Origin of the sequence: Luteimonas sp. BLCC-B24, assembly GCF_028550595.1 — a bacterium.
Lineage (GTDB): Bacteria > Pseudomonadota > Gammaproteobacteria > Xanthomonadales > Xanthomonadaceae > Luteimonas.
Map to the genome: position 1 here is coordinate 78,062 of NZ_JAQQGN010000006.1, position 19,718 is coordinate 97,779.

At 71.4% G+C, this 19,718-nt stretch carries 15 protein-coding genes; 4 read left to right on the forward strand and 11 right to left on the reverse strand.

Features of this window, described 5'->3' with window-relative positions; all coding sequences use genetic code 11:
- Window positions 1-57: 57 nt before the first annotated feature.
- Together cysQ and nudE are read right to left on the reverse strand one after the other, a co-directional pair.
- Window positions 58-876 (reverse strand): 3'(2'),5'-bisphosphate nucleotidase CysQ, encoded by an 819-nt coding sequence (cysQ, locus tag PQS31_RS12775; RefSeq protein WP_272763122.1) that lies wholly within the window; start codon window positions 874-876, stop codon window positions 58-60.
- Window positions 869-1,420, reverse strand: a complete 552-nt coding sequence (gene nudE / locus PQS31_RS12780) for an ADP compounds hydrolase NudE (protein WP_272763123.1) — start codon at window positions 1,418-1,420, stop codon at window positions 869-871. The genes cysQ and nudE overlap by 8 nt, the downstream gene beginning before the upstream one ends.
- 65 nt (window positions 1,421-1,485) lie before the next feature.
- On the opposite strand from nudE, the gene bioA reads away from it, so the two are divergent.
- On the forward strand, window positions 1,486-2,889 hold the full coding sequence (bioA, locus tag PQS31_RS12785) for an adenosylmethionine--8-amino-7-oxononanoate transaminase (RefSeq protein ID WP_272763124.1): 1,404 nt from the start codon (window positions 1,486-1,488) through the stop codon (window positions 2,887-2,889).
- Window positions 2,880-3,626, forward strand: a complete 747-nt coding sequence (locus PQS31_RS12790) for a 16S rRNA (uracil(1498)-N(3))-methyltransferase (RefSeq protein WP_272763125.1) — start codon at window positions 2,880-2,882, stop codon at window positions 3,624-3,626. The genes bioA and PQS31_RS12790 overlap by 10 nt, the downstream gene beginning before the upstream one ends.
- Before the next feature lie 364 nt (window positions 3,627-3,990).
- On the opposite strand, the gene PQS31_RS12795 is transcribed toward PQS31_RS12790, so the two are convergent.
- The 8 genes from PQS31_RS12795 to pilG all read right to left on the reverse strand — a co-directional run bounded on the left by PQS31_RS12795 (window position 3,991) and on the right by pilG (window position 17,006).
- The gene (locus tag PQS31_RS12795; protein ID WP_272763126.1) at window positions 3,991-4,530 is read right to left on the reverse strand and encodes a DUF2058 domain-containing protein; all 540 of its coding nucleotides are present in this window, start codon (window positions 4,528-4,530) and stop codon (window positions 3,991-3,993) included.
- A 108-nt stretch (window positions 4,531-4,638) separates the two neighbouring features.
- Window positions 4,639-5,109, reverse strand: a complete 471-nt coding sequence (locus tag PQS31_RS12800) for a chemotaxis protein CheW (protein ID WP_272763127.1) — start codon at window positions 5,107-5,109, stop codon at window positions 4,639-4,641.
- The gene (locus PQS31_RS12805) at window positions 5,106-7,085 is read right to left on the reverse strand and encodes a chemotaxis protein CheB (RefSeq protein WP_272763128.1); all 1,980 of its coding nucleotides are present in this window, start codon (window positions 7,083-7,085) and stop codon (window positions 5,106-5,108) included. Before PQS31_RS12805 ends, PQS31_RS12800 begins: the two co-directional genes overlap by 4 nt.
- Window positions 7,078-13,515 (reverse strand): response regulator, encoded by a 6,438-nt coding sequence (locus PQS31_RS12810; protein WP_272763129.1) that lies wholly within the window; start codon window positions 13,513-13,515, stop codon window positions 7,078-7,080. Before PQS31_RS12810 ends, PQS31_RS12805 begins: the two co-directional genes overlap by 8 nt.
- Before the next feature lie 76 nt (window positions 13,516-13,591).
- Window positions 13,592-15,613: a methyl-accepting chemotaxis protein gene (locus PQS31_RS12815; protein WP_272763130.1), complete on the reverse strand. Its 2,022-nt coding sequence runs from the start codon at window positions 15,611-15,613 to the stop codon at window positions 13,592-13,594.
- Between the two features lie 51 nt (window positions 15,614-15,664).
- Window positions 15,665-16,216, reverse strand: a complete 552-nt coding sequence (locus PQS31_RS12820) for a chemotaxis protein CheW (protein WP_272763254.1) — start codon at window positions 16,214-16,216, stop codon at window positions 15,665-15,667.
- A gap of 8 nt (window positions 16,217-16,224) precedes the next feature.
- Complete coding sequence (locus tag PQS31_RS12825) at window positions 16,225-16,590, reverse strand: response regulator (protein WP_096208252.1); 366 nt, start codon at window positions 16,588-16,590, stop codon at window positions 16,225-16,227.
- A gap of 11 nt (window positions 16,591-16,601) precedes the next feature.
- Window positions 16,602-17,006, reverse strand: coding sequence for a twitching motility response regulator PilG (gene pilG / locus PQS31_RS12830; RefSeq protein ID WP_096208253.1), 405 nt, complete (start codon window positions 17,004-17,006; stop codon window positions 16,602-16,604).
- 184 nt (window positions 17,007-17,190) lie between these two features.
- Here pilG and gshB point away from each other — a divergent pair, with 184 nt between their 5' ends.
- Window positions 17,191-18,153: a glutathione synthase gene (gene gshB / locus PQS31_RS12835; RefSeq protein WP_272763131.1), complete on the forward strand. Its 963-nt coding sequence runs from the start codon at window positions 17,191-17,193 to the stop codon at window positions 18,151-18,153.
- Between the two features lie 20 nt (window positions 18,154-18,173).
- Window positions 18,174-19,046, forward strand: a complete 873-nt coding sequence (locus tag PQS31_RS12840) for an energy transducer TonB (RefSeq protein WP_272763133.1) — start codon at window positions 18,174-18,176, stop codon at window positions 19,044-19,046.
- A 19-nt stretch (window positions 19,047-19,065) separates the two neighbouring features.
- Here PQS31_RS12840 and lepB read toward each other — a convergent pair whose 3' ends face one another.
- On the reverse strand, window positions 19,066-19,710 hold the full coding sequence (gene lepB / locus PQS31_RS12845; protein ID WP_272763134.1) for a signal peptidase I: 645 nt from the start codon (window positions 19,708-19,710) through the stop codon (window positions 19,066-19,068).
- Window positions 19,711-19,718: the final 8 nt, after the last annotated feature.

The following is a 19,718-nucleotide window of genomic DNA, read 5'->3' on the forward strand; positions in this document are numbered from 1 at the left end:
ACCGGTGTCGGGTCGTGACCGCCCGAACCCGCCCGTGCACGCCTCGACGCGCGCGGCTCAGCCCGGGAGCCAGTCGCGCCACGGCAGGGACGGATCGCCGAGCGCGATGAAGTCCCCGTTGAGCAGGGAATCGCGCTGGTTGTAGCGGAAGGGCCGGCCGGCCGGATCGAGCACCACGCCGCCCGCGCCTTCGAGAATCGCCTGGCCGGCCGCGGTATCCCATTCGCTGGTCGGGCCGAACCGGGGATACACGTCCAGCGCCCCCTCGGCCAGCCGGCAGAATTTCAGCGACGACCCCAGCGGCATCGGCTCGGTCTTGCCGATCCGCGCGAGCAGCGCGGTCGTGCGCGGATCGCGGTGCGAGCGGCTGGCCGCGACACGCAGCGGCGCCACGCCCTCGAACCGCCGGGCACGGAGCCGGGTGTCGACCGCACCGTCGCGGCGCCAGGCGCCCACCCCGGGCGCGCCGTGCCACAGCGTGCCGGTGACCGGCGCCTGGATCACGCCGAACACCGCGACGCCGTGCTCGATCAGCGCGATGTTCACCGAGAACTCGCCGTTGCGCTTGACGAACTCACGCGTGCCGTCGAGCGGATCGACCAGCCACATCCGCGTCCAGCGGCGACGCGTGTCCAGTGCGACGCTCTCGGCCGATTCTTCCGACAGCACGGGAATGTCGGGCGTCAGCCGCGACAGGCCGTCGACGATCACGTGGTGTGCGGCGAGATCGGCTGCGGTCACCGGGCTGGCATCGGCCTTGCGGATCACGTCGAACGCACCGGCGTAGACATCCAGAATGGCCGCGGCCGCCGCATGGGCGATCGCGATCACGCCGTCGCGCGTGCGCGCATCGAGTGCGGCGGCGGCATCAGCCACCGTGGTGCTGCAGCCAGTCGCGGGCCATGTACAGCGCCGCGATCGAACGGCCCTCGGAGAAATCCTCGCGCAGCACCAGTTCGTGCAGCGCGTCGAGCTTCCACGGCACCACCTCGAGCTCTTCGGGTTCGTCGCCCGCCAGACGTTCGGGATACAGGTCGCGCGCCAGCACCAGGGTGGCCTGATGGCTCATGTAGGTCGGCGCCAGCGACAACATGCGCAGCGCATCGAGGCGGCGGGCGCCGTAGCCGGCCTCTTCCTTCAGCTCGCGGTCGGCGGCCTCGATCGGCGTCTCGCCCGCATCGATGCGGCCCTTGACCAGGCCCAGCTCGTAACGATGCATGCCGGCCGCGTATTCCCGCACCAGCAGCACGGTGTCGGCATCGAGCATCGGCACCACGATCACCGCGCCATGGCCGCGGCCATGCAGCCGCTCGTAGAGACGGCGTTCGCCGTTGGAGAACTCCAGGTCCAGCCGCTCCATGCGGTAGGGACTGGCCTCGTGTTCGACGATACCGTGGATGATCGGCAGAGGCCGGCTCATGCCACTGCGCCCGATGGCGCAGGCCCACGACGACCACGGGATCGGCGAGCGGCGATAATGCGCGGATGACAGGACAGATTCACGATCCGGCCATTCTAGCCGACGGCCACGACTGGCGGACCCGCGACCTCGCCGCGGTCTGGCACCCGTGCACGCAGATGCGCGAACACCCCGACCTGCAGCCGCTGTTGCCGATCGTGCGCGGCGACGGCGCGTGGCTGATCGAGAGCGGCGGCCGCCGGATTCTCGATTCGGGCAGCAGCTGGTGGACCAATCTCCACGGCCACGCCGAGCCGCGCATCGCCGAAGCCATCGCGGCCCAGGCGCGCACGCTGGAACAGGTGATCCTCGCCGGCTGCACCCATCCGTCCGCAGTGGAACTGGCCGAACGCCTGCTCGCCGTCGCCCCGCGGGAGCCGGGCCGCCCGCCGCTGAGCAAGGTGTTCTTTGCCGACAACGGCTCGGCGGGGGTCGAGGTCGCGCTGAAGATGGCGTTCCAGTGGTTCCAGAACCGCGGCGACGAGCCGCGCCGGACCAAGTTCGTCGCGCTGCAGAACGGCTACCACGGCGAGACGCTCGGTGCGCTCGCGGTCGGCGACATTCCCCTGTACCGCCGCGTCTACGCGCCGCTGCTGTGCGAGGCCGTGTTCGCGCCCTCGCCCGACGCCTATCTCGCGCGTCCGGGCCAGAGCGCCGCCGGCCACGCCGAAGACGCGGCGGATGCGCTGGCGCACCTGCTCGACGCGCACGCCGGCGAGGTCTGTGCGCTGATCATAGAGCCGCTGATCCAGTGCGCCGGCGGCATGCGCATGCACGATCCGGTGTATCTCAAGCGCGTCCGCGAGCTGTGCGACGTACACGGCGTGTTCCTGATCGCCGACGAGATCGCGGTCGGCTTCGGCCGCACCGGCACCCTGTTCGCATGCGAGCAGGCCAGCATCCAGCCGGACCTGCTGTGCCTGTCGAAGGGCCTGACCGGCGGCTTCCTGCCGCTGTCGACGGTGCTGGCCACCCAGGCGCTGTACGACGGGTTTCTCGATGCCTCGCGCGAGCGCGCCTTCCTGCATTCGCACAGCTACACCGGCAACCCGCTGGCCTGCGCCGCGGCGCTGGCCTCGCTGGCCATCTTCGAAGCCGACGACGTGCTCGCGCGCAACCGGCGCACCGCATCGAAGATGGCGACGCTGGCCGCGCAGACCGGGGCGCACCGGCATGTCGCCGATACGCGTCAGACCGGCATGGTGGTCGCGTTCGAGCTCACCCGTGATGGCGACAAAGCCACCCCGTTCGATCCCGCGCTGCGCGTGGGGCTGCGCGCGTATCGGCACGCGGTCGAGCGCGGCGTGCTGCTGCGTCCGCTCGGCGACATCCTGTACTGGATGCCGCCCTACTGCATCAACGATGCGCAGTTGCAACTGCTGGCCGAAGCCACCGCCGAGGCCATCGAGGTGGCGACGTCATGCGCGTGATCCGTGCCTTCGTCGACCGGCCACTGACGGTCGGCGCGACCGTCGAGCTGCCCGAGGACGCCGCCGCGCACCTCGTCCGCGTGCTGCGCCTGCGCGAAGGCGACGCCTGCGTGCTGTTCAACGGCGACGGCTCGGATCACGAGGCCCGTCTGGTCTCGGCCGGCAAGCGCGGCGCCAGTGCCGAAATCGTCGCCACGCGCGCCGTCGACATCGAATCGCCGCTGCGCATCATGCTCGTCCAGGGCATCGCCCGCGGCGAGAAGATGGACTGGATCCTGCAGAAGGCGACCGAGCTCGGGGTCGCCGCCTTCGTACCGGTATCGAGCGACCGCAGCGAGGTGAAGCTCGACGCCGAGCGCGCGACCAGGCGCCACGCGCACTGGCGCAGCGTCGTGGTCTCGGCCTGCGAGCAGAGCGGGCGCAGCCGCGTGCCCGACGTCGCCTCGCCGCAGCCGCTGGCCGCCGCGCTGGCCGCGTTGCCTGCAGGCAGTGCGCGCTGGCTGCTCGATCCGGAGGCGACGGACGGCATCGCGACGATGCCTGCGCCGGCGGGCATCGTGGTGCTCGCGGTCGGCCCGGAAGGCGGCTGGTCGGACAACGATCGTGCGACGCTCGCTGCCGCGGGCTTCGGCGGCCTGCGCCTCGGGCCCAGAATCCTGCGCACCGAAACCGCCGGCATGGCGGCGATCGCGGCCCTGCAGGCCCGGTTCGGCGATCTGGCGCGGGGCGCGAGCTGACGGACCGTGCGCCTTGCCGCGACCGTGACGGCGCGGTGCGCGGGCAAGCGCACGCGCAGGTCATTCCGGCGGCACACACGTCGTCCCTGAACGTTCCGCCGCCCCACGTGCGCACCGGCGACCGAACAGCGCTGGCACACGCACGCGGCGCGCCATGGACGGCGTGCGCCGCGATTGTCCGATCGCGTGCTACGACGGCGACCCGCCGCCCCGCACGCCGTCGTCCGGATCATCGACGCGCAGCCGCACGCTCCGAGCCCGATTGCGCCCACGGTACGGCGCGGCGCCTGGCCGCAGCTGCACTACGCGCGCATCGCGCGTGTTCCCGCGGTGGCGCCGTCGGTCGCGCGCGCACCGCACGCCCTCACCAGATCAGATCGTCCGGCACTTCGAAACGCGCGTAGTACGCCGCATCCTCGCTATCGCTGGAGGCCGGTGCGGCGGCACCGTGATCGAGCACGATCAACCCGGGGTCGCGGGCCGCGACCTTCTCCGCCGCGGCCCGCGGAATCAACGCATAGCCGTCGCCCAGCCGGGCGATCACCAGGGCACCGGCGGCGAGCTGCGTGCGCGACGCGGCATCGACCTGGACGGCGCGGATCGCGTGGCCGTCGACGAAGCGGTAATCGATCTCGCCGGCCGCACGCACGCGCTGGGTTTCGATGATCTGCCGGGCCTGGGCCCGCTGCTCGTGCAGCTTCGCCTGGGCGTTGCGCTCGGCCGCCAGCGCGCGATCGCGTTCGGCACGCTCGTGGCGGGCGCGCTCGGCCTCGCGCTGCTGTTCGCTGGCGGGTGCCGGACCCTTGCCGTGACGCTGTTTGGCCTGCTCGCGCGCGACCTGGGCCACCTGGGATTTCTTCACCAGCCCGGCCTTGAGCAGCTGGTCCTGCAGTGGATTACGCATGCCGCCAGTCTAGTGCAGGGCGGGCGCTTCGCGGCATCGGGCGCGGTCGTTGCCGAGCCGGCGGATCGTCCGCGGCAGCCCGCACGCGTGGCGCGCGCGGCCGTCTGGTCAGGCGGCCAGCGCCTCGCGCACTGAACGCTCCAGCTGATCGAGATCGGGAATCTGCGCGATGTCGTCATTCAGGCGAACGCGGGCGCTGACCGCGAACGGAAGCGCGTCGCCCTCGCCGTCCGACTCCTCCAGCAGGGTGTCGGCGGCGATGGTCACCAGCCGCGGAAAGCCCTGGGTGACCAGCGCGAAGAACGGCAGACGCGGATCGCCACCGAGCGCCTTGAACACGACCACCTTGCTGCCGAGGCCCGCCTGCTCGTCGCCCTGCCCCGACAGCACGGGGAAGGCCACCAGCGGCAGACGCCAGCCGCGCCAGCGCAGACGGCCAAGCAGCCAGTCCGGTGCGTTCTCCACCGGCTCGGGCGGCGAATAGGACAGCACTTCGGAAATCGTCGCGTTGGGCAGCAGCAACTGGGTCGCGCCCACGCGGATCAGGACGCCGCGGATGTCGTCGAGGGTGGCATTCACAGCGACAGGCCTCCAGGGCCGGGTTCGGATTGACGCGCGGCCGGCATCCAGCGCGCGAGCAGCCAGTCGGCGATCTCGTCGGGGCGCCCGGACGGCCCGCCGCGCTCGGCGACCGCGTGCGCCGCGACGGAGTCGTAACAGCCTTCGTCGGACTGGCCGCCGACGAGGGCGCCCTGCCAGGCCGGGCTCATGGCGATGTCGACCAGCGCGACATCGGCGCCACTGAGAAACAGCACCGCGCTGTCCTCGGCGGGCACCGCCTCCGGCAACGCGGCCAGGTCGCCGCCCTCGGCGAAACGCAGCGCGCCGCCGCTCGTCGCCGGCAGCAGGCCGGGCGGCAGGAAGTAGACCTCGCCCGGCGCCACCGACATGCCCGCCTCGGCGAGCTGCACGGGCAACGACGTCGCGCGCTCCATCTGGCGGACGAGCCGGTCGTAGCGGCCCCCGTCGAGCTGGAGCCGGACGAGGATGGGGCGCGGGAAGCCTTCGGGGATCGCTCCGAGCAGCTGGCGCACCGCATCGGGGCCGCCGAGGCCGCCTTCGACCAAGACCACGCCGCGGCGCGGGCCATGGCCGTAGCTGTCGGTGTCGGCGAGGCTCAGCCCGGAGATCCGGCTTTCGAGTGCGGCCAGATCCAGCGACGCCGGCCGGGTGGACGCGGTTGCGTCGCCGGCGGCGGGCAGCGCATCGCCGTCGAGCAGTTGCAGGGTGCTGCCGTCGAGCTCGCCGAGCGACGCGTCGACGCTGCGGCTTGATGCATCGAGGTCGTGCGGCACTTCCGGTTCCGACGCCGGCACCGCGCGGTCGACCGCCCCGTCACGCGCCGGGCCGTCGTCCAGCGTGAGCGCGGTGTCGAAACCGGCGGGCGCGGCCGCATCCGCGACCGGAGGTGCATAGCCGATATCGTCCGTGTCGCCGAGTTCGAACTCGAAATCCAGCACCTGAACCGGCGCAGCGTCGTCGGCGGACGGCGCGCCGTCGAATTCGGCCGCTACGGGATCGAAGGCGTACGACACCGGGGCGTCGTCGCCCTCCGTCGATGCGGTCGACGTGAAGTCGTCTTCCAGGCCCTCGATCGTCAGGCCCTCGAAGTGGAGTCCGGACGGCTCGGCGGCGGACCCGACCGCGTCGTCCGATCCGTCCGTATCGAGCACCAGCGGCGCGATCTCGGCCGGCGCGTCGGACGCGCCGTCGAGTTCCGCAGCCACCGGGTCGAAGGCATACGCCGCCGGGGCGTCATCCGACCGGACCGGCGCGGACCATGTGAAATCGTCCTCGAGGCCTTCGATCGTCAGGCCCTCGACACCGGAACCGGACGGCGCCACGTCACGCCCGTCCGCGTCGTCCGCGTCGTCCGGCGCGGCACCGGTCCGCACGTCGGTCGCGGCGGCGTCGCCTGCGGCCGTCGGGTCGACGGCGGGGCCCGCCGGTGTGTCCGCATCGGCACCATCGGCCGGGGTCACCGCGTCGTCCGTGCCCTGGATCGTGAAGGTCGCAGCGCTGCGGTCGTTGGCGTCGTCGACCGGTGCGGCGGCCGCGACGTCCGTCGCCGTGCTCGCGCCGCCGGCCTCCGCATGCGCCGTCGGCGCCGCGGGGCCGGCATCGGCCTCGTCGTCCTGCTCGGCGCCCGGTGGCAGCACGCTGCCCTGCCCGCGCAACTTGGCCGCGAGATGCCGCACCCAGCGCGCCGCGTCCCAGCCGGTGCGTTCGAGCACCAGCGCCGCTTCCTCGAAAATCACCGTGCGGCCCGGGGCCAGCAGCAGGGGTTCGAAGGTCTCCAGCACATCCTCGACCACCGGGTCGAGCGCGACGACGATCGCATCGGGCGCGAGGGCCTCGACCGCTTCGGGACCGGCGACGGTGGGATCCACCGCCTGCGCGACGTCCGCGCCCGATTCGACCAGTCCCTCGATCAGACGATCACAGGCGGCGCCGGCGCGTGCGATCACCACCGTCCGGATGGCCGGCTCAGTCATCGTCGCGCTCCAGCTTCAGCAGTTCGTGCACGTGGCGCAGCAGATCGTGCTCCTGGTAGGGCTTGCCGAGATAGCGCTCGACGCCGATCTCGAACGCGCGCTGGCGATGCTTCTCGCCGGTACGCGAGGTGATCATCATGATGGTCACGTCACGCAGGCGCGGATCGGCCTTCATCTGCGTCGCCAGCTCGTAGCCGTCCATGCGCGGCATCTCGATGTCGAGCAGCATCAGGTCCGGCACACGCTCTTCCATGCGTTCGAGTGCGTCCACACCGTCACGCGCGGTCATCACCTCGAAGTTGTGGCGTTCCAGCACGCGTCCGGTGACCTTGCGCATCGTCACCGAATCGTCGACCACCATCACCAGCGGCACGGGCCGCTGTTCGACCACCGGCGCGGGTTCCTCGACCGCGCCGTCGCCCACTTCGGCCAGATGCGCCAGATGGCGGCGGACCAGCGGCGCCACGTCGAGGATCACCACGACGCGACCGTCGCCCATGATCGTCGCACCGAAGATGCCCGGCACCGACGAGACCTGGGGACCGACCGGCTTCACCACGATCTCGCGGTTGCCCAGCACTTCGTCCACGGCGACCGCGGCACGCAGTTCACCGGCGCGGATCAGCAGCAGCGGCATCTGCAGGTGGCCTTCGGCACGCGCCTGCGCGTGACCGACCAGGCGACCGAGATCGTGCAGCTGGTAGTCCTCGCCGCCGTACGGGTACACCGCACCGGGGCGGGCGTCCTCGCGCGCGATGCGACCGACGCCGCGGACCGAGGCGATCGGCACCGCGAAGCTGGTCTCGCCGATGCGCACGAACGCGGCCTGGGTGACCGCCAGGGTCTGCGGCAGTCGCAGCGTGAAGGTGGTGCCCTGCCCCTTGCGCGAGCGGATGTCGAAGCTGCCGCCGAGCTGGCGGACTTCACTGGCCACCACGTCCATGCCCACCCCGCGGCCGGCGAGACGGCTCACCTCGGTGGCGGTGGAGAAGCCCGGCTGCAGGATCATCGCGTCGAGGTCGGCGTCGCTGATCACCGCATCGGCATGCAGCAGGCCGCGTTCCTCGGCGCGGCGACGGATCGCCGCGCGGTCGAGACCGGCGCCGTCGTCGCTGACTTCCAGCACCACTTCCGAGCCTTCGCGCCGGACCGCGATGCGCACGCTGCCCTCGTCCGACTTGCCCGCGGCACGGCGGCCCGACGGACTTTCCAGGCCGTGGGCGATCGCATTGCGCAGCAGGTGTTCGAGCGGCGACACCATGCGTTCGAGCACGTTGCGGTCGAGCTCGCCCTGTGCGCCGTCGAGGCGCAGCTGCACCTGCTTGCCGGTGTCCTGGGCCGCCTGGCGCACGACGCGCCGCAGTCGCGGCACCATCGCATCGAACGGCACCATGCGCGTGCGCATGAGGCCTTCCTGCAGGTCGGAACTGACCCGTGACTGCTGCAGCAGCAGGGTTTCGTACTGGCGGGTCTGGTCGTCGAGCGTCTGCTGCAGGCTGCCGAGGTCGGCCGCGGTCTCGCCGAGTGCGCGCGAGAGCTGCTGCAGCGTGGAGAAGCGGTCGAGCTCGAGCGGATCGAACGCGGTGTTCGCCGTGTCGCCCTCGCGCTGGTAGCGCGCGATGATCTGCGCTTCGGTCTCGATGTCGAGACGCCGCAACTGGTCGCGCAGACGCGTGTTGGTCTGCGCCAGTTCGTTCATCGCACCGCGGAACGCGCCCAGCTGCTGCTCCAGACGTGCGCGATAGATCGCGACCTCACCGGCATAGGTGACCAGCCGGTCGAGGAGGTCGGCACGGATGCGGACCTGTTCCTGCGAGCCGCGCAGCGCGCCTTCTTCGTCGTCCGCGCCCATGTCCTCGGGCAGCAGCGGCGCCGACAGCGGTGCCAGCTCGACCTTCGCCGCTTCCACCGCGGGCCGGGCCTGGCCGTCGGAGACGACCGGCGCGGTGCCGCTGAAGGCATCGACGAGCGCCTGCGAGGCGCCGATCGCACGGCGCTCACCCGCGCGCGTGACCATCGTATGCAAGCGATCGAAGCCGCGCTCGAGCAACGCCTGGTCGGCCCGGCGCAGCGTGGTGCGCCGCTCCGACACCGACTCGAGCAGCGTTTCCATGGCGTGCCCGAGATCGCCGATCTCCATCAGCCCGGCCATGCGCGCGCCGCCCTTGAGCGTGTGCAGATCGCGCTGCAGCCCGGCCACTGCGTCGCGGCTCTCGGGGTCTTCGCGCAGCTGCGCCAGCAGACCGTCGGCATGGTCGAGCAGGTCGATGCCTTCCTCGACGAAGATGTCGATCAGCTCCGGATCGAGGCCTTCGAGGTCCAGCGGGGCATCGGGGTCCAGCGCCTCGTCCACCGGCGGCGGCCAGGCCTCGGAGTCCGGCTCGGGCTCGGGTGTGTCGGCGTCCGTTGCGGGCGCCGCATCGGCGATGGCCGGCACGGCGTCCCGGCTCTGCAGCGCGTCGTCGACGCCGGTGGCGGGTTCGACCGCGGCGTCCAGGCCATCCTGGGCGTTTGCTGCTTCTGCTGCGTCTGCCTCTGTTTCTGTCGCGGCTGCTTCGGCGTTCGCTTCGATATCGGCGGCGAACCCGGTCGATGCGGCTTCGGCTTCGACGTGGACATCGCTCGCGTTCTCGAGCGGCGCGTCTTCGGCGACGGGGGCAGGCCCGGTCGCGACCTCGACATCGTCGTCCGGCGCCACCGCGACGTCCGCCGCGCCATCATCGTCCTGCTGCTGCCGCGCCTCGTCGTCGAAGCGCGCGCGTGCCGCCTCGAGCACCTGCGCATCGATCGCGTCCTGCGCGCGCAGCGCGTCGAGCTCGGCGTCGGGCGCCGTATCGAAAGTCGCGGCCGGTACCGTCTCGTCCCCGGCCGCCGACGCCTGACGCTCGGCTTCGGCGCGCTCGGCCGCGAGCCGTTCCTGCTCCTGACGCTCGGCCTCGAGCCGCTCGGCTTCGGCGCGCTCGGCGGCGAGACGTTCCTGTTCCAGACGCTCGGCTTCGAGCCGCTCGGCTTCGGCGCGCTCGGCGGCGAGGCGTTCCTGTTCCAGACGCTCGGCTTCGGCGCGCTCGGCGGCGAGACGTTCCTGTTCCAGACGCTCGGCTTCGAGCCGCTCGGCGTCGGCGCGCTCAGCGGCGAGACGTTCCTGTTCCAGACGCTCGGCTTCGAGCCGCTCGGCTTCGGCGCGCTCGGCCGCGAGCCGTTCCTGCTCCAGACGCTCGGCTTCGAGCCGCTCGGCTTCGGCGCGCTCGGCGGCGAGACGTTCCTGCTCCAGACGCTCGGCCTCGAGCCGCTCGGCTTCGGCGCGCTCGGCGGCGAGCCGTTTCTGCTCCAGACGCTCGGCTTCGAGCCGCTCGGCTTCGGCGCGCTCGGCGGCGAGCCGTTCCTGCTCCAGACGCTCGGCTTCGAGCCGCTCGACTTCGGCGCGCTCGGCGGCGAGGCGTTCCTGTTCCAGACGCTCGGCTTCGAGCCGCTCGGCTTCGGCGCGCTCCGCATCGGCGGACGCGTCACCGCCCGTGTCCTCATCGTCGAACTGGAACGCGAAGCGTTCGATCGCCGCCTCGGGCAGACGGTCGCGCACGTCCGCGACCCGCGCGGCCAGCGCGTGCCGGACCGGAATCCTCGGCGCGTCGCCGTGCAGTGCGGTCAGCGCGTCGCGGATCTCGGCGGCGACCGCCTCCAGCACCTCGACGCCTTCGGCGTCCGGAACGGCCTTGGCCGCGGCCAGCCGCTGGGCATAGTCCTCGGCCGGACCGAGCACGAGGCCGATCGCGGGCACCTCGGCCATGGCGAAGGCCCCGTGCATGGTGTGCAGCGCGCGCAGCAGCCGCTCGCCATCGAAGGGGCCGCCGCTGCGCACCGCGTCGAGACAGCCGGCCACGGCATCGAGATGCCCGCGGACTTCGGCATCGAGAATCTCGAGCAGCAGCGCATCGACGGATGCCGGCACGGATGCGTCGTCGACGGGCGACGGGGGCACGCTCGCGTCCACCGCCGGTGCAGGCGCGGTCACGGCGGTATCGGTCGTCGGTGCCTGCGGCATCTCGCCGGACGCGGCCGCAGGCGCGGCCGTTTCGGATGCGGCTGCGTCCACGCCCGGTCGAGCGGAGGCGGCCTGCACGGGCGCCGGATGGTCGGGCATGGCGTCGTCGCCGGCCGCGATCCGCGCGGCCGAGGCCTGCATCGTGTCGAGGTCGGCGCGCAGATCGGCTTCGCCGCGCAGGACCGCCTGCAGCTCGGGCAGCGCGTAGAACGCCTGGTCGACCATCGCCACCACGGCCGGACTCGCGGGGCGGGTGCCGTCCAGCACCCGGTTGAGCATGCTTTCGATCGCCCAGCTGAACTCGCCGAGCCGGCGCGCGCCCACCAGACGTCCACTGCCCTTGAGCGTGTGGAAGACGCGGCGGATCGGACGCAGCAGATCCAGATTGTCCGGGTGCGCGCGCCATGGCGGCAGCAGCGTGTCGAGGTTCTCGATCTCGCCTGCGAATTCCTCGAGGAAGACCTCGCGGATCTCGTCGTCGATCTCGTCGCCGACGATCTCGAAACCGCCATCGGCCGGACGCAACGGCGCCGCGACGGGCGTCGACGCCGGCACCGGTCGCGGTTCGGCGGCGGGCGGCGGCTCGGCGGGTGCACGCGTCTCGCTTCCGCGCGCGAGCTGGGCGACGTCGATCGCCTGCAGGTCCAGCGCCAGCGCGTCGCCTTCGACGTCGTCGCTCCACTCCGCAGCCCCCGACGCGTGGGCCTCGGGCAGCGGCCAGTAGCCCAGCGCCTCGAGGCTGCTGCGGGCGATGTCGAGAATGTCCGCGCGTCCCGCGCGCGGCTCGCGCAGGGCTTCGAGGTAGTACTCGAGGCTGGCGAGGGCGTCGGCGAAGGTGTCGAGCTGACGCCCGTTGGGGACGCGCTTGCGCGCGATCAGCTCGCGCTCGGCGTACAGGCGCACGCCGTCGAGATAGGCCCGGGCCTGGGGAATCTCCAGCATCTGCAACGCACCGCCGACCTCGGCCAGCAGACGCGGCACTTCCTGCAGTTCGGCGTGATCCCAGTTGGTCTCGACGAACGCGACCAGGGCCTGGCGCGCGTCGGAGAAGTTCGCGATCGCCTCGCGCACCAGGACCACGACCGACTGCTGCGCCTCCACGGCCAGCGTGTCGTCGCCGACATCGGGCGCATCGCTGCCGAGGCGCGAGACCTGGTCGTCCAGCGTGGCGTCGACGTACAGCAGCGCACCGGCGACGTCGAGCAGCGTGTCCTCGCTGGCAGGCGTGCTGCCGTCGACGATCGAGCGCATCACGTCGCGCTGCTGCTGGACCACGCTGCGCGCGGCGCCGAGACCGAGCATGCCGAGCGTGTCGGCCACACCGGCCAGCACCTCGACCTGTGACTTCAGCGCGCCGACATCGGTGGACCCCGTCCGCAGATGCAGATCGAGCGCGTCCTTGACCCGCAGCAGATCTTCCTTGACCGCCGCCGAGACGGTGTCGAGCAGTGCGCGGTTGCGACCGCTGAGGCTGCTGCGTGCATGCTCGAGTTCCGAGTCGCTGGGCAGCTGGGCCTGCAGATCGAAGGTATCGCGCAGATCGCGCAGCGCGGGATGCTCGCTGTCCGTGTGCACAGCGTGGTAGAGCAGCTGCCGGGTCGGCTCCTGCGCCGAGTCGGCCGACAGGCTCGCCAGGGGCGCATCCTGGGCCTGCTGGCGCAGCTCCCGTTCCACACCGGAAAACACCTGACGCAGGGCCTGCTGGCTGCCGGCGTCGAACGCACCGTCGGCGAGGGCCTCGGCGATCCGCGCGGCCACCCACACCATGCGCCGGACCGATTCCTCGTCGAACAGCGGCGTCAGCGCCTGCAACGCGGTGACCAGCGCACCGGCGTCGCCCGCCGTCCCGCCCGCCGGCCAGGCCTGAAGCGCGGCACGCAACGCACGCAGGGCCGCGTCGCGACTGCCGCCGGCCTGCGTCTGCGGCGCCGCCGTCACCGGCACGGGCCGGGCGAGATCAGGCGCGAACAGGATGCTCTCGCTGAGTCCGGCCTCGCCGCGCGCGGCACGCAGCTCGTTGAGCAGCGGCAGCAGCACGATCGGAATGTCGCGATGCCCGCCCTGGAGACGCTCGAGATAATCGGGCAGCAGCAGCATGCCGCGCAGCAGCGCGGCCGAGGCGGCGTCCCGGTCGGCGGTGGCGTTGTCGCGCAGCGCGTCGGCCAGCCGCTCCATTTCCTCGACGACCATCGCCGGCGCGTACAGCTCCACCATGCGCAGGGTGCCCTGGGCCTGGTGCAGATAACCGGCGCACAGACGCATCCGGCTCGGGTCGTCGGTGGTTTCGACGAAGCCCTCGAGCTCGATCCGTGCCTGGCGCAGCACCTCGTCGAGTTCGGGCTTGATCCAGCCGAGCATCGTGTGGTCGATGGCGTCGCGGAGCCCGTTCATCGCGTCGCTCCGCGACGGACGAGCCGCGTGGACGGCCCGGAAAAACATGCGGTCATGCGTGGGTCCGTGTCTGCGCTCAGGCCGGCAGCTTGAAGTCGGCGACCGAGCGACGCAGGTCGGCGGCCAGCTGTGCCAGGTTGCCGATCGACGCCGCCGTCTGGTTCGCACCCTGCGAGGTCTGCGCGGTGATCGACTGGATCGTGTTCATCGTCGCGGTGATGTTGCTCGCCGCCGACGACTGCTGGCGCGCGGCCGAGGAGATGCCCTGGATGAGGTCGGCCAGGCTGGTCGAGACGCTTTCGATCTCGCCCAGCGCGGTACCGGCGTCTTCGGCCAGACGTGCACCGGCGACCACCTCGGACGTCGTCTGCTCCATCGAGGTCACGGCCTCGTTGGTGTCGGACTGAATCGTCTGCACCAGCGTTTCGATGCGGCGGGTCGCGTTGGTCGCGCGCTCCGCGAGTCGCTGCACTTCGTCGGCCACGACCGCGAAGCCGCGGCCCGCTTCACCGGCGGAGGCGGCCTGGATCGCGGCGTTCAGCGCGAGGATGTTGGTCTGCTCGGAGATGTCGTTGATCAGTTCGACGATCGAGCCGATCTCCTGCGAGCTCTCACCCAGGCGCTTGATGCGCTTGGAGGTTTCCTGGATCTGGTCGCGGATCGAGTCCATGCCGGCGATCGTCTCGCGCACCACGCCCGCGCCCTTGGTCGCGATCTGCACCGAGCGCTGCGCCACGTCGGCCGACTCGGCCGAGTTCTTGGACACCTGGTCGATGCTGACCGCGATCTCGTTGATGCGCTCGGAGGCGGAGTTGATCTCGCTGGCCTGGTGCTCGGCGGCTTCGGCCAGATGCATCGCGGTCGCCTGCGTTTCCTGTGCGCTGGAGGCCACCTGCACCGAGGTGTCGTTGATCGTCTGCACCAGACTGCGCAGCTGCTCGATCGCGAAGTTGATCGAGTCGGCGATCGCGCCGGTCATGTCCTCGGTCACCGTGGCCTTGACCGTCAGGTCGCCTTCGGCGAGCGAACCCATTTCATCCAGCAGGCGCATGATCGCCTCCTGGTTGCGGTTGTTGAGTTCCATCGTGGTCTCGTACCGCTCGCGCTGGGCGCGATTGAGCGAGAACAGCAGGCCGCCGATGGCGACCAGCGCGGCGAGGCCGGCCAGGATGCTGATCCAGATGTTGCCGAGCAGGCTGGTGTCCTCCATCGAGCCGAACGCGGTGAACGCGTTGAACAGCGATTCGCTGTCGGTCAGCAGCTGGTCGGAGCCGGCCACGAGCGCGGTAGCCGCCGCCTGGGCCTGGAACAGCTGCTCGCTGCTGCCGAGGATGGCTTCGAGGTCGGTGCGCATCTCGGCCCAGGCCTCGTCGGCCCGGGTGAGGGCAGCGAGCGCGTTGCCGTTGGTGAGCGCCTGCAGTTCGCGCGAGGGATCGCCCTGACGCAGGCCGGTCATGACCTGCTGGAAGTCTTCCGCATTGCGACGCAGGCCCTGGCCTGCGATCGCGGCGCCGGGACCACCGGCCTGCACCTCGGTCACGCGGCGGGCCATGTCGCCGGCCACCACGACCTGGCGCAGCGCCATGTAGACCTGCGACGACGGCGACCCGCTGCTCGACATCGCGCGCACCAGTTCGTCCAGCAAGGCCTGCAGCTGCGGCACGCGCTGGCTGAAGCGCTCGGCCTGGCCGGCGAACGCGGTCACCGCGGCCTCGCTGTCGGCCAGTCGCTGGGCGCTCGCGCCGAGCGGCTCCCAGGTCTCGCTGACCTTGCGGATCGGCGCGGCCACGCCGGTGGTGTCGCCGAAGCGGCTGTTGAGCTGCTCGATGTCGCTGTCGATCTGCGCGCGCGTGGCCTTGAACGCCGCGAACGCAGCCGCGTTGCCGCGCACCGCCTCGGTGCCCTGGTTGGCCAGACGCTGGCTGTCCACGCGCAGGTTGGAGGCCGACGTGCTGGCGCCGCCGAGTTGCGCGGCCTTCCACGTGCCGTAACCGGTGTTGAGCACGAGGATCGTGCCGGCGACGATCAGCAGCACGACCCAGAAGTTCGTGCCCAGGGTGCGTCGCTTGCCTGCAAGGGTGTCAGCGGCTGTGCTCATCTCGTTCCGGTCCTGATCGTTGTTGCGTTGCGCGGTACGTGGGGTGCGGCGTCAGGCCGCGGCGTGTCTGAATTCGGGCGTGCGGCCGAGGCGATCGAGGCTGAAGACGCCCCAGGTCGCATTCGCGTGGGCGTAGGCGCGATCGACGAAATGGGCGTAGCGCCCTTCGGCGACGCGGTCGGCGGAAACCTCGTCTTCCTCGAGAAAGCTGCGCTGGCCGAAGAGCTCGTCGATGGTCACCGCGACGTCGCCGCCGGGCTGGCGTACCAGCAGCACGCGCTGGTTTTCGTTGATGACCGTGCGCTCGCCTTCCAGAAACTGCTTGAGATCGACGATGGGCAGCAGGCTGCCGCGGATGTTCGCCACGCCGAGCATCCAGGGCTGCGCGCCCGGCACGGCCGACACCGGTGGCATCGGCAGGATCTCGATCACCTCGTCGAAGGCCGAGGCGAGCATGCGCCGCCCGATGCGGTACCCGACGCCGCGCCACAGGCCCGGCGCGTCGAGCTGCTCCGGCAGACCGACCACATGCGCGAGGCTGCGCCGTTCGTATTCGGTGAGAAGTGCGAACGCACCGCCCCCGTGCGTCTCGCCCGTCTGCATGGTGGTCATCAGCCGGCCAGCACCTGGTTGACCTGGCTGATCAGCGCGTCCTCGCTGGGCGGCTTGACGATGTAGCCCTTGGCACCCTGGCGCATGCCCCACATGCGGTCGGTCTCCATGCCCTTGGTGCTGACGATGATGACCGGAATGCCCGCGGTCTCGGCGTCCTTGGCCAGCGCACGGGTGGCGTGGAAGCCGCTCATGCCCGGCAGCACCACGTCCATCAGCACGAGGTCGGGGCGCTCGCGCTTGCAGAGCGCGATACCGTCCTCGGCATTGTCCGATGCCGTCACCTGGTGCCCGTGGCGTTCGAGCCACTGGGTCAGCACGGCGGTGTCGGTCGGCGAATCCTCGATCAACAGGATGCGAGCCATGTCCTGCCCCCTCAGGCGTTGACGTGCGTACGGATCGCGTCGAGGAGTTCCTCGCGCGTGAACGGCTTGGTGACGTACTGCTCCGAACCCACGATGCGCCCGCGCGCCTTGTCGAACAGGCCGTCCTTGGACGAGAGCATGATCACCGGGGTATTGCGGAAGACCTGGTTGTTCTTGATCAGCGCGCAGGTCTGATACCCGTCCAGGCGCGGCATCATGATGTCCACGAAGATGATCTGCGGACGCTGGTCGGCGATCTTCGCCAGCGCCTCGAAGCCGTCGACTGCGGTCACCACGTCGGCACCCTCGCGCTTGAGCAGCGTCTCGGCGGTGCGCCGGATGGTTTTCGAGTCGTCGATCACCATCACCCGCAGCCCGTCGAGGCTGCCGGCTGACGGCTTGTCGTCACTGGTCATGTTGTCTCCCCTGGTGCACGACACACATGAAGCCGGCGTCGTCGCGAGCCGGTGTTATATCCCAGCCGGCCCTCGGACTGTCAACAGTTTGCATCCGGAGTGTGCGCCAGGCCTCGGAATGGCGCCGGGAATCGGCGCTGTCCGCCCTGTTAAGATCGTCGTCCCGCTCTGCAGGTCGCCCGCAATGCCGCTGGATGTCGTCGTGGTGATGGACCCGATCGCCTCGATCAAGATCGCGAAGGATTCGACCTTCGCGATGCTGCTCGAAGCCCAGCGCCGAGGTCACCGGCTGCACTACGTGATCCCGGGCGGGCTGGGGCTGGCCGGCGGCGAGGCCGTGGCGCGCAGCGCGCCGCTGACGGTGCGCGAGGACGCAGGCGACTGGTTCACGCTCGGCGAGCCGGCCACGCGCCGCTTCGGCGAGGGCGACGTGGTCCTGATGCGCAAGGACCCGCCGGTCGACCCCGAGTTCATCGGCGACACCCAGATCCTGAGCATGGCCGAGCGCCAGGGCGCGATGGTCGTCAACGATCCGCAGGGCCTGCGCGACATGAACGAGAAACTCGGCGCGCTCGCGTTCCCGCAGTGCTGCCCGCCGACCCTGGTGAGCCGCGAGGCGGCGGCGCTCAAGGCCTTCGTCGCCGAGCACGGCGACGCGGTGCTCAAGCCCCTCGACGGCATGGGCGGGCGCTCGATCTTCCGCGCCGTCGCCGGCGACACCAATCTCAACGTGATTCTGGAAACGCTGACCGACGGCGGCCGGCGGCTGGCGATGGCCCAGCGCTACATCCCCGAGATCACGGCGGGCGACAAGCGCATCCTGTTGATCGACGGCGTGCCGGTGGACTACTGCCTGGCACGGATTCCCCAGGGCGACGAGTTCCGCGGCAATCTCGCCGCCGGCGGCCGCGGCGAAGCGCGCCCGCTCAGCGAACGCGACCGCTGGATCGCTGCCCAGGTCGGCCCGTCGCTGGCCGCGCGGGGCATGCGCTTCGTGGGCCTGGACGTGATCGGCGACTGGCTCACCGAGGTCAACGTGACCAGCCCCACCTGCATCCGCGAGATCGACGCGGCCTGCGGCACCAACATCGCCGGCCTGCTGTTCGACGCGATCGAGCGCGGGCCGGTCGCGCGTCGCGCCGCCTGACGCGCGACGCGGGTCCGGGCATGCAGGCCGTCGCGCCGCCACCGCAGATCGACGACGGCGCACGTCTCGGTGCGACGCTGGTGCTGTCGCTGCTGGTGCATGGCCTGCTGGTGCTGGGCGTCGGCTTCGCCACCGAGGATGCCGCGCCGCTGATGCCGACGCTGGACGTGATCCTGACGGAAACCACGAGCCCGCTGACCCAGGCCCAGGCCGATTTCCTCGCCCAGGCCAGCAACCAGGGCGGCGGCGAGCACGAGCGCACGAACCGCCCGCGTGAAGCGCAGATCGGCCAGGTGCCGCAGGACAGCTCGGGCGTCGCGCCGATGGAGCTGCGCGCGCAGTCGCCCGAAGCGCAGCCGCCCAGCCAGGACCGGGTGGTGGCGAGCACCCGCGGCGAAACCGCGATGCCGGCGCCCGACCCGAGCCAGCAGACCGACCCCTCGACGCTTCCGCGCGGCCCGGAAAAGATCGAGCGCGACCTGGCGATGGCCCGGCTGGCGGCGGAGATCCACCTGCGCTCGGAACGCTATGCACGCCGCCCCAAGCGCAAGTTCGTCTCCGCCAGCACCCAGGAGTACGCCTATGCGGCCTACCTACGGCAGTGGGTGGACCGCGTCGAACGGGTCGGCAACCTCAACTATCCCGACGAGGCCCGACGCCGGCAGCTCGCCGGCGAACTGGTGATCAGCGTGGCGATCCGCCGCGACGGTTCGGTCGAGCGCGCCGACATCATCCGCAGCAGCGGCACCCCGCTGCTCGACGACGCCGCGCTCAACATCGCGCGCCTCGCCGAGCCGTACCCGCCGCTGCCGGTGACCGAGGAGAACGTCGACGTGCTGCACGTGACCCGCACCTGGAACTTCCTGCCCGGCGGTACGCTGATCGACGACTGAGCGCGGCGCGCCGCGGCGCTCAGAGCCGGCGCCAGCCGGGGCCGTCACCGCGGCGCCAGAACACGCCCCGGGCCTGGCCGTAGATCGCGTCGCTGTCGACGAAGCCGAAGTAACGGCCGTCGAGACTGGCGCCGCGGTGATCGCCCAGCACCAGGACCTGTCCGGCCGGCACCACCACATCGTGGAGATCGGGGCCGCCTCCGGCATCGAGCTCGAGCCTGGCCTGGCGCGTGCCGAAGTCCTCGGGCAGGCCGGGGCCGCGCGCCAGCGGGCGGCCGTTGATCGACAGATGCCCGTCGACCAGGTCCACCCGGTCGCCGCCCACGGCGACCACCCGCTTGATCAGCCGCGTGCCGTCGTCGGGCGAGCGGAACACCACGACATCGCCGCGCGCCGGCGCATCGCCCGGCCACAGCGTCCATGACGTCATCGGCACGCGCACACCGTAGGCCCGCATGTCCACGACCACCCGGTCGCCGGGCATCAGCGCCGGTTCCATCGAACCGCTGGGCACGTGGTAGTGGTTGGCCAGCGACGAGCGGGCGACGACCAGCAGCGCCAGCATCACCACGAGCGGCACGCCTTCGCGGCGCAGCCAGCGCCGGGCGCGTCCCGGCGGCGGGGCCTCGCGGGGCGACGGGGCAGACTCGGTGGCTGGCGTCATGGGCACGG